This window comes from Ruminococcus sp. RTP21484sp1_RTP21277st1_D2_RTP21277_210401, from assembly GCF_040924225.1.
In the GTDB taxonomy this organism is placed as follows: Bacteria; Bacillota; Clostridia; order Lachnospirales; family Lachnospiraceae; genus Blautia_A; species Blautia_A faecis.
This window is the reverse complement of sequence record NZ_JBCOMJ010000058.1, coordinates 1-8,302: the sequence shown is the minus strand read 5'-3', so window position 1 is coordinate 8,302 and position 8,302 is coordinate 1. Positions and strand designations below refer to the sequence as shown.

The 8,302-nt window shown below is 42.5% G+C and carries 8 protein-coding genes, 6 tRNA genes and 1 pseudogene; 5 read left to right on the top strand and 10 right to left on the bottom strand.

Annotated features, from left to right (window positions below):
- Nucleotides 1–3 precede the first annotated feature (3 nt).
- The 4 genes from AB5706_RS22770 to AB5706_RS22755 all read right to left on the bottom strand — a co-directional run bounded on the left by AB5706_RS22770 (nucleotide 4) and on the right by AB5706_RS22755 (nucleotide 337).
- Nucleotides 4–76: transfer RNA gene (locus tag AB5706_RS22770), tRNA-Gly, on the bottom strand.
- A 3-nt stretch (nucleotides 77–79) separates the two neighbouring features.
- Nucleotides 80–150: transfer RNA gene (locus AB5706_RS22765), tRNA-Gly, on the bottom strand.
- Nucleotides 151–190: 40 nt separating this feature from the next.
- Nucleotides 191–263: transfer RNA gene (locus tag AB5706_RS22760), tRNA-Gly, on the bottom strand.
- Nucleotides 264–266: 3 nt separating this feature from the next.
- Nucleotides 267–337, bottom strand: a tRNA-Gly gene (locus AB5706_RS22755).
- Between the two features lie 106 nt (nucleotides 338–443).
- Between AB5706_RS22755 and AB5706_RS22750 the strand changes: the two genes are divergently transcribed.
- Complete coding sequence (locus AB5706_RS22750) at nucleotides 444–560, top strand: DUF6783 domain-containing protein (protein ID WP_306467823.1); 117 nt, start codon at nucleotides 444–446, stop codon at nucleotides 558–560.
- On the opposite strand, the pseudogene AB5706_RS22745 reads toward AB5706_RS22750, so the two are convergent.
- Nucleotides 513–620 (bottom strand): annotated as a pseudogene (locus AB5706_RS22745) (DUF6783 domain-containing protein); the annotation flags it as partial. The gene AB5706_RS22750 and the pseudogene AB5706_RS22745 overlap by 48 nt on opposite strands.
- 151 nt (nucleotides 621–771) lie before the next feature.
- Nucleotides 772–1,698, bottom strand: coding sequence for a serine O-acetyltransferase EpsC (gene epsC / locus AB5706_RS22740; RefSeq protein WP_173716423.1), 927 nt, complete (start codon nucleotides 1,696–1,698; stop codon nucleotides 772–774).
- A gap of 112 nt (nucleotides 1,699–1,810) precedes the next feature.
- Between epsC and AB5706_RS22735 the strand changes: the two genes are divergently transcribed.
- Nucleotides 1,811–1,898: transfer RNA gene (locus AB5706_RS22735), tRNA-Ser, on the top strand.
- An 87-nt stretch (nucleotides 1,899–1,985) separates the two neighbouring features.
- A tRNA-Trp gene (locus AB5706_RS22730) sits at nucleotides 1,986–2,056 on the top strand.
- Between the two features lie 219 nt (nucleotides 2,057–2,275).
- On the opposite strand, the gene AB5706_RS22725 is transcribed toward AB5706_RS22730, so the two are convergent.
- The 3 genes from AB5706_RS22725 to modA are packed head-to-tail and all read right to left on the bottom strand — an operon-like array spanning nucleotide 2,276 to nucleotide 4,922.
- A complete protein-coding gene (locus tag AB5706_RS22725; protein WP_173719644.1) occupies nucleotides 2,276–3,328 on the bottom strand; it encodes a sulfate/molybdate ABC transporter ATP-binding protein in 1,053 nt (350 codons plus the stop codon).
- Complete coding sequence (gene modB, locus AB5706_RS22720) at nucleotides 3,328–4,023, bottom strand: molybdate ABC transporter permease subunit (RefSeq protein WP_118579234.1); 696 nt, start codon at nucleotides 4,021–4,023, stop codon at nucleotides 3,328–3,330. Before modB ends, AB5706_RS22725 begins: the two co-directional genes overlap by 1 nt.
- An 11-nt stretch (nucleotides 4,024–4,034) precedes the next feature.
- Nucleotides 4,035–4,922: a molybdate ABC transporter substrate-binding protein gene (gene modA, locus AB5706_RS22715; RefSeq protein ID WP_173772149.1), complete on the bottom strand. Its 888-nt coding sequence runs from the start codon at nucleotides 4,920–4,922 to the stop codon at nucleotides 4,035–4,037.
- A gap of 387 nt (nucleotides 4,923–5,309) precedes the next feature.
- On the opposite strand from modA, the gene AB5706_RS22710 reads away from it, so the two are divergent.
- Together AB5706_RS22710 and AB5706_RS22705 are read left to right on the top strand one after the other, a co-directional pair.
- Nucleotides 5,310–5,522 (top strand): TOBE domain-containing protein, encoded by a 213-nt coding sequence (locus AB5706_RS22710; RefSeq protein ID WP_118579240.1) that lies wholly within the window; start codon nucleotides 5,310–5,312, stop codon nucleotides 5,520–5,522.
- A complete protein-coding gene (locus tag AB5706_RS22705) occupies nucleotides 5,515–6,477 on the top strand; it encodes a substrate-binding domain-containing protein (protein WP_173772151.1) in 963 nt (320 codons plus the stop codon). The genes AB5706_RS22710 and AB5706_RS22705 overlap by 8 nt, the downstream gene beginning before the upstream one ends.
- Nucleotides 6,478–6,660: 183 nt before the next feature.
- Here the strand turns inward: AB5706_RS22705 and AB5706_RS22700 are convergent, their stop codons facing one another.
- Nucleotides 6,661–8,073 carry an MATE family efflux transporter gene (locus AB5706_RS22700; protein ID WP_243252137.1) on the bottom strand — a complete coding sequence of 471 codons (1,413 nt, stop codon included), beginning with the start codon at nucleotides 8,071–8,073 and terminating at the stop codon, nucleotides 6,661–6,663.
- Nucleotides 8,074–8,302 lie beyond the last annotated feature (229 nt).

Below are 8,302 nucleotides of genomic sequence, written 5' to 3'. Positions count from 1 at the left end.
AAGAGCGATAGACGGGGCTCGAACCCGCGGTCTCGACCTTGGCAAGGTCGCGCGTTACCAACTACGCCACTATCGCACAAGCGGGTGATGGGAATCGAACCCACGTATCCAGCTTGGAAGGCTGGTGTTCTACCATTGAACTACACCCGCACATCATATTCAGATGTGTTTACCTGACATTTGTCAGAAGAGCGATAGACGGGGCTCGAACCCGCGGTCTCGACCTTGGCAAGGTCGCGCGTTACCAACTACGCCACTATCGCATAAGCGGGTGATGGGAATCGAACCCACGTATCCAGCTTGGAAGGCTGGTGTTCTACCATTGAACTACACCCGCACATTTGTGCTTGTCCGTCACAACGAAGATTAGTATATCTGATGTTGGAATATTTGTCAACAACTTTTTTGAAATTTTTTAATTTTTTCTTTTGTTTCTAAGATTGATGCAATATTGCTTGTCTGTTAGAGCATGTTTGAAAAAGGCTTTCTGCAAGATGTACGTCACAATTTGTGGGAGATTTTGCCCGGATGAAAGAGCCATAGCGGGCTACGACAACTGAATTCGGGCGAAATATACCGCAAAGTGGGGCGTGCAGATTGGGGAATGATTTTTCAAACATGCTCTGGAGCAGTCAACAGTTACACGGTTCACCATATTCAAAGCGATGCATGTTACCAGATTCACACTACGACTTTCTGTTTTTCCAGAAATGATATTTTCTAAAACACCACCGTGCCTGCTCTGTTAACTGCCATTTTCACTTTATTCCGTTAATTTTCCCAATCCCAGACATTGGAAGCTTCCACATGTGTACGCGGTTTCTTGATCACCAGCTCTGGACTCTTCGCACTTACCTTGGAGTTTGCAGGAATCGATTCTGTGATAAATGTGTTTCCGCCGATGATCGTATTCTCCCCAATCACAGTTTCTCCACCAAGTACAGAAGAATTGGAATAAATGGTTACATTATCTTCAATAGTAGGATGACGCTTCACACCAGAAAGCTGCTGTCCTTTTCTTGTAGAAAGCGCGCCAAGGGTAACTCCCTGATACAGCTTCACATTATTCCCAATAGTAGTCGTTTCACCGATTACTACGCCAGTGCCATGGTCAATAAAGAAATATTCCCCAATCGTAGCACCTGGGTTAATATCGATTCCTGTGTGGTCATGAGCATACTCTGTCATAATCCTTGGAATAAACGGAACCTCCTCCAGATAAAGGATGTGTGCCAGACGATACACATAAATTGCCAGAAATCCCGGATAGGAGAAAATAATCTCCTCTTTACTCTTCGCAGCCGGGTCACCATCAAAACCAGCCTGCACATCTTTCAGCAGCATCTCCTGCACTTCCGGAAGCTGCTCAAAAAATCTGGAGGTTATCTGTGCTGCCTTGCCGCATGCACTGGTCATATCATCGCCAACATACAGAAAAGCCGTCTCAATCTGCGCCTGCATACGGTCAAACAGGTCATTGAGCAGATATCCGGTATAATGTTCCGGAAAAACAGCTGCTCCCGAATCAATATCGAAATATCCCGGAAAAATAACTGATCTCATTTCTTTCACAATATTAATAATCGCTGCACGGACTGGCAGATGTCTTCCGCTCTTTGTCAGAAACAGCTCTTCCTTACGGTAATTGGCAGTCAGACGTTCTACTGCATTCTCTATGGATGTCTTTTTGTCACTCATAACTGGTCTCCTCGTATTTTGCTTTCCTTTCATATTATTACACTATTCTTTTTACGTCAATAAAAAAAAGATTGACCTTTATCCAATCCCCCGATATAATGGAGAATGTCATGGAGATGTACCCAAGTGGCTGAAGGGTCCGCACTCGAAATGCGGTAGGCCGGGTAACCGGTGCGAGGGTTCAAATCCCTCCATCTCCGTTTCATAATTGTTTTCGTGCAAATTTTATTAATTTTGCCTTGACAACTGTTCCTTTTGTATGTATAATTGCAACAGAAACAAAACATAGGGGATTGGTCAAATGGTATGATAGGGGTCTCCAAAACCTTTGGTGGGAGTTCGATTCTCTCATCCCCTGCTCTTAAGCGTCAGAAATCTTGTAATTCAAGGTTTCCGGCGTTTTTTTATCGCAGCATCAGAGCTTGTTTAAAAAAAGTTCTAAAACATATCTGAAATAAAGACATTCTTCTACTATCCGTCTTCTGCAGACTTCGCAATACAAAATAAGGAATATGAAACAGCAAACCATTCCATGCTGTCTCATATTCCTTTATTATTCATTCAGAACCACCTTGTTTTATTTCTTCAACAACATCACATGCTCTGGTGGAAAATACAGATACTTTGGGATATTGTCCTTTGCAGTTTCCTGGAAATTCTTTTTCTGGCACATCCACCACAAAGTGCCGCTTTCTGCAGCCCCTTTATTACGAAACAGATACTGATGCTCAAAAGTATTTTCAATATACTCCTCAACCTGCACTTCCATGGTATTCTCACCAGCCTTAGTTGCCGGCCTCATCCAATGTCCCCGGATTCCAACATGGGTAATATCCTCTGTCACTTCCTGTTCTGAACGAAGCATAAGCTCCCAATCCAATGCATAAACCTCATGGCTGCCCATCTTCTGCACTGCAGAAAAATTCTTACATCCAGTCAGCCTTGCAGCCTCCAGATACTGAGGATTTTCGAAAATATCCCTGGTCTCACCAGTAAGAATATCTTTTCCATTATTCAACAGGGTCAGCTGACTGCAGAACTTATAGGCCTCATCCCTACTGTGAGTTACCATAATCATATCGCCTTTGTAATCTTTCAAAAAATTCTGCATATCACGCTGCAAAATATCCTTCAGATACCCATCCAGCGCAGAAAAAGGTTCATCCAGAAGAATCACCTCCGGCTCTCCGATCATCATACGCGCAAGAGCCACCCGCTGCTGCTGACCGCCAGAAAGCTGCGACGGAAAATGCTTTTCCAGTCCCTCCAAATGATATCTTTTTATGTAATCTGCAACCTTCTGTGAAAGCTTGCTTTTTTCCCCTCGATACCCGCAGGCAATATTCTTTTCCACAGTCATAGTTGGGAAAAGGGCATAATTCTGAAACAGGTATCCAACTCTTCTCTCCTGAGGCTTTAAATTAATTTTTTCCTCAGAATCAAAAACAGTCTTCCCGTTAATAATGATTCTTCCGGAATCCGGAGTTTCAATTCCGGCAATACTGCGAAGAGTCATACTCTTTCCGCTTCCGGAAGCGCCCAGGATCCCTATAGGTCCATCCTGCCCCTTCAGTCTTACATCCAGGGAAAAACCTTTAAAATTTTTCTGAATATCAAGTTCAATCGCCATTATATCCACCTTCTGGTCTGCATTCCTCTGCCGGAAGCAATATTAATTGCTGCAACCACCAGAAATGAGATCAATATGATCACTACGACCCAGAAACCTGCCATATCATAATTTCCAGCTGCAGTCTCTGATGCAATTGCAACAGAAACCGTCCTTGTCTTTCCAAGGATATTGCCGGCAAGCATGGAGGTTGCTCCATATTCTCCAATGGCACGGGCAAAAGCCAGTACAGTACCGGAAGCAATTCCAGGTCCTGCTGCAGGTATAATTACCTTCCAGAATATCCGGCTTTCACTCATTCCCAGAGTTCTTCCTGCATAGATCAGATTCACATCCACCTGCTCAAAGGCCGCCCTGGCATTTCGATACATCAGTGGAAACGCGATCACAGAAGCTGCGATCACACATCCGGTCCATGTCTGAACTACTTTAATATCAAAATTGTCCAGCAGAAAACTTCCAAAAGGCCTTTTCAGGCTAAAAAGCAAAAGCAGGCAGAATCCAGCTACTGTAGGAGGCAGAACAAGAGGCATTGTCAGAATCCCATCCAGCACTGCCCTTGCTCCCGGTTTCAGTTTCATGATCTTCCTTGCACAGAATACACCCAGAAAAAAAGCAAATATAGTTGCTGCCACACCGGTTTTCAAAGAAATCCACAAAGGACTCCAGTTTATTTCACTGAGAAATTCTACCATATTATTATCCTTTATTCTGCAGTGTCTTCAGATGCTTCCTCTGTCGGCTCTGCGGTCTCTTCAGCGGCTGCCATGTCATCCGTTTTCTCGTCATTTACATAAGCTGCAAATCCATATTTCTCAAATACTTCAAGAGCTTCATCAGACTGAAGGTACTCAAGAAATGCTTCTGCTGCTGCTTTATCATCATCACTTGCTTCTTTATCTTCTACCATTCCGGCAGGGTAAAGTACAGGTGTTTTAAGGCTTTCCTCCGGTGCCTCTGCAATAACCTCAACAGAATCTGCCACAGAAGCCGCATCCGTAGCATATACGATACCAACCTCATTGCTGCCCTCACTTACAGATGCAAGTACATCGGTAACGTTCTTACCTTCGTTGATCTCCATCTTGTTTACTTCATCTGTAATTCCGAGATTATCAAAAATCTCGCGGGAATACTGTCCAACCGGAACATCCTCTCCGGCAAGGGCAAGGTTTGCAGCATCTGTGATGTTCTCAAATCCGGTTACCTTGGTCTCCCCATCCTTTGGTTTAATGAGAACAACTTTATTCTCGAGAAGATTCACTACAGAATCCTTGTCAGCAAGTCCCTCGTCAACCAATGCATCCATCTGTTTCGTAGCTGCTGAGAAGAAAATATCGCAGCGGGCGCCTTCCTCAATCTGAGTCTGCAAAGTTCCTGAACTGTCCGCATTATAAAGAATCTCAACATCCGGATAAGTCTCATTAAAATTCTTCTGAATTTCTTCCATAGCATTATTCAGGCTGGCTGCAATAAATGCATAAACCTCACCTTTCAGTTCCGGAGTCTCTGCTTCAGCAGATACGAAAGTAGTTCCAAACATCATAGTTCCCATAACACCAGCCATAAGTGCTGCAAAAACTCTTTTTTTCATTTCTCGCCCTCCGTTTTTGTTATGTTTTGTTGTGTTTTGTTTAGTTTTATTCATTATACTTAATTTTATTTAACATGTCAATTTGAACCTGCATTGTTTGTACAATTTTTATTAGTTCGCACAAATTTTTTTATTTTTCATTTTTTCTCCAACGAAACAGCCCTTGTTATTTTCTTTCCAACATGCTATGATATTTAAATACTACCAATAATAAATACAAAAGGCAGCTGCTTCTCAGCTATGGAACACGTTCATACTCCTGTCTAATCTCCTACTTGCTCATATGTTCCGATCTGTCTGATATCCATCCATTCAGCATATAGACATAATAAATACACGGCTGTCTTTCAGGAGTTTTGTAGTAAATAGTGAAAAGAGGATTTAACTATGAAATTAAGTGCACGCAATCAGTTAAAGGGAAAAGTTATCAATATCAATAAGGGAGCCGTAAACTCCATCGTCACAATTGATATCGGAGGAGGCAACATTATCACAGCTACTATTTCCTGTGCAGCCGTAGAAGAACTTGGACTTGAAGTTGGCTCTGACGCTTACGCAGTCATTAAAGCAACCAACGTTATGGTGGGAATTGATGAATAAACTTTATACTGCTCAGGAAATTGCAGACAAGCTTCAAATTAAAAAGACCACTGTTTATGAATTGATCAAACGTGGAGAATTATATTCTTCCAAAGTAGGAAAGCAGCTTCGCATCAGCGAGCAGCAGCTGAAACAATACCTGGAGCGTTCCGGTTCCGGCAATAACATGCCAGATCAGAAAGCCGCTTCTTCCAGTACCCCTGACGGAAATCTGCAGATTCCGGAACTTCCTCCGGAAAGTTCCCTTTTGAAGCGGGATTATCTTCTCCACTCCAGCGGACTGATCCTTTGCGGACAGTTTTCCCCGGCTCTCGAACTTCTGGTCAGCCAGATGTCCATTCACCCTCAGGGGATCCCAGTCCTTCAATCCTTTATGAACAGCTACAACGGCCTGTATTCTCTTTATTTCAAAAAGGCTCACATAGCATGTGCAAGTCTGGATCTGGAACATATCCGCAGTCTTGTCCCAGGTGTACAGCTTTCTCTTTTATGCCTTTATGAGTATTCCATAGGGCTTTATGTTCCTTCTGGAAACCCTTTGAAGCTTTCAGGTCTGATGGATTTCGCCTGTAAAGACATAAAGATTGCCAATCGGGAAAAAGGAAGTACACCACGGATTTACCTGGACCAGTTTCTTTTCTCAGAAAAAATTTCGCCAGCCAGCATATCTGGTTACCATACTGAACTGGTATCCGATATTTCCACTGCCGCAGCTATTGCTACGCACAAGGCAGATTCAGCTCTTGGAGAAGAATACGCAGCACACCAGTCCGGACTTCTGGATTTTATTCCGCTTCAGACACTTCCTATGTATCTGGTCATGGAAACGGAAGCCCTTTCCCAGCCTGGATTCTCTGCTCTTCTTGAAATTGTACGGTCTGAAGATTTCCGAACTATTCTTCAGGGACAGACCGGATATGATGTGACACGGACCGGAGAACTGCTTTCTCTTTAAAATACCCATGGATAATAAAAATGCTTTCAATTTATTTACGCAGCTTCTGAACTGCTGTTTGAATAAATTAAAAGCATTTTTTCTTAGAGCACATTTGAAAAAGCCTTTTTCAAACACGCTCCAGATAAGTCATTCGGTTAACAAAAAACTCTATTTGAAAAATAATTGTCAGGCATTCCCCGCCTATTTTCCGGAAACAATATTCTGCATCCATACACCTTTCTTAACCAGTACAAAACCCACAATACATTTCAAAATATCTCCCACCTGTACCATGGCAAAAACAGCCAACACGTGTAAACCTGTGAAACGACTGAGACAATACGCAATGGGTACACTGACACACCACACAAATACACTGTCAAATAAAAATGTAATGATCGTTTTTCCACCGGAACGCAAGGTAAAATATGAAGCATGCAGGAATGCATTCTGAGGCATAAAAATTGCCATGATCATAATAAAGTATTTCGCCAGTTCCTGCGCATCCAGATTGGTGTTATACAGCTTTGGGAAAAATGGTGCGACAATCAGCATGACTAATGCCACTCCAGTACAGCACATAACAGAAAATGCAATCATCTTATTATCTGTATCTCGGGCCTTCTTCATATCTCCCGCGCCTAACAGCTGTCCAACTACAATGGCAACTGAATCTCCCAAAGCGATGAATACAACATTAAAAACATTATTAATGGTATTTGCAATATTCTGTGCAGCTACTACGTTTAATCCCCGAATAGAATAGCACTGGGTAAGAATTGCCATTCCGGCTGCCCAGAGAGTCTCATTAAGCAGCAGCGGAGTTCCTTTGATCAAAATCTTCTTTGTTAAATTAGCTGGTACCTTCAAAGTACTGTAAAGACCTTTGGCAAAAGGCATTTTTTCTGTGTGGGTATGTGACCAGACAATTATAATTGCAGCCTCCACATAGCGTGAAAGAACAGTCGCAATAGCAGCTCCTCGTACCCCCAGCTCTGGAAAACCAAATTTACCATAAATAAGAAGATAGTTGAATACAAGATTCACAAGTACTGCAGTAACCCCCGCCTTCATAGGCTGAACAGTCTCTCCACATTCGCGAAGAGTACTGGAATATGCCTGGCTGATCATAAATGGCGGTAATCCAATAAACATGATCCACAGATACTGCATTCCATATCTGCTCGTAGCCTCCAGTGCAGCCGCACTTCCTTCGCCTTTCAGATACATGCCAATCAGGTTTTCTCCTGACCACATTAAAATCAGTATTGTTATAACTGTAAGCGCAATTACCAGCCATAATTTGTAGCGAAATGTCTGGCGTACACCTTCATGATCCTTCTGGCCTGCGTACTGAGCTGTAAAAATTCCAGCACCGGACACGCCTCCAAACAGACAAAGATTGTATACAAAAAGAAGCTGATTTACAATGGCTGCCCCTGACATCTGCTCTGTGCCAATCCTTCCGATCATAATATTGTCCAGAAGGCTGACAAAATTAGTGATACCATTCTGTATCATAATGGGTATTGCAATTGCAAGTACCATTTTGTAAAAGGCCTTATCTCCCAGAAATTTCTTCCGGAATCCAGCCTTAGTTACTGTGTTTTCCATTTATCAATTTCCCCCTTCATTTCCAAACTGTAAAACAGAATATTTGTTCTGTGATTACAGCGTGGTAGATACTAAGTTACTACATATTGGGAAATAATGCAATAGGTAAATGTAAACAAATGAGAAAATTTTGCAATAGGAACCTACACACAAAAAAAACGATAACCAACCGGCTACCGTTTCCGTTCTGTACCTTCAAAACTACATACATGTTACATCCTAATGGAAT

Coding starts and splice junctions, on each gene's coding strand:
- epsC (WP_173716423.1), bottom strand. CDS start 1,698: ATGAGTGACAAAAAGACATCCATAGAGAATGCAGTAGAACGTCTGACT.
- AB5706_RS22705 (WP_173772151.1), top strand. CDS start 5,515: ATGAATAAACTTTATACTGCTCAGGAAATTGCAGACAAGCTTCAAATT.
- AB5706_RS22700 (WP_243252137.1), bottom strand. CDS start 8,073: ATGGAAAACACAGTAACTAAGGCTGGATTCCGGAAGAAATTTCTGGGA.
- modA (WP_173772149.1), bottom strand. CDS start 4,922: ATGAAAAAAAGAGTTTTTGCAGCACTTATGGCTGGTGTTATGGGAACT.
- modB (WP_118579234.1), bottom strand. CDS start 4,023: ATGGTAGAATTTCTCAGTGAAATAAACTGGAGTCCTTTGTGGATTTCT.
- AB5706_RS22725 (WP_173719644.1), bottom strand. CDS start 3,328: ATGGCGATTGAACTTGATATTCAGAAAAATTTTAAAGGTTTTTCCCTG.
- AB5706_RS22750 (WP_306467823.1), top strand. CDS start 444: ATGCAATATTGCTTGTCTGTTAGAGCATGTTTGAAAAAGGCTTTCTGC.
- AB5706_RS22710 (WP_118579240.1), top strand. CDS start 5,310: ATGAAATTAAGTGCACGCAATCAGTTAAAGGGAAAAGTTATCAATATC.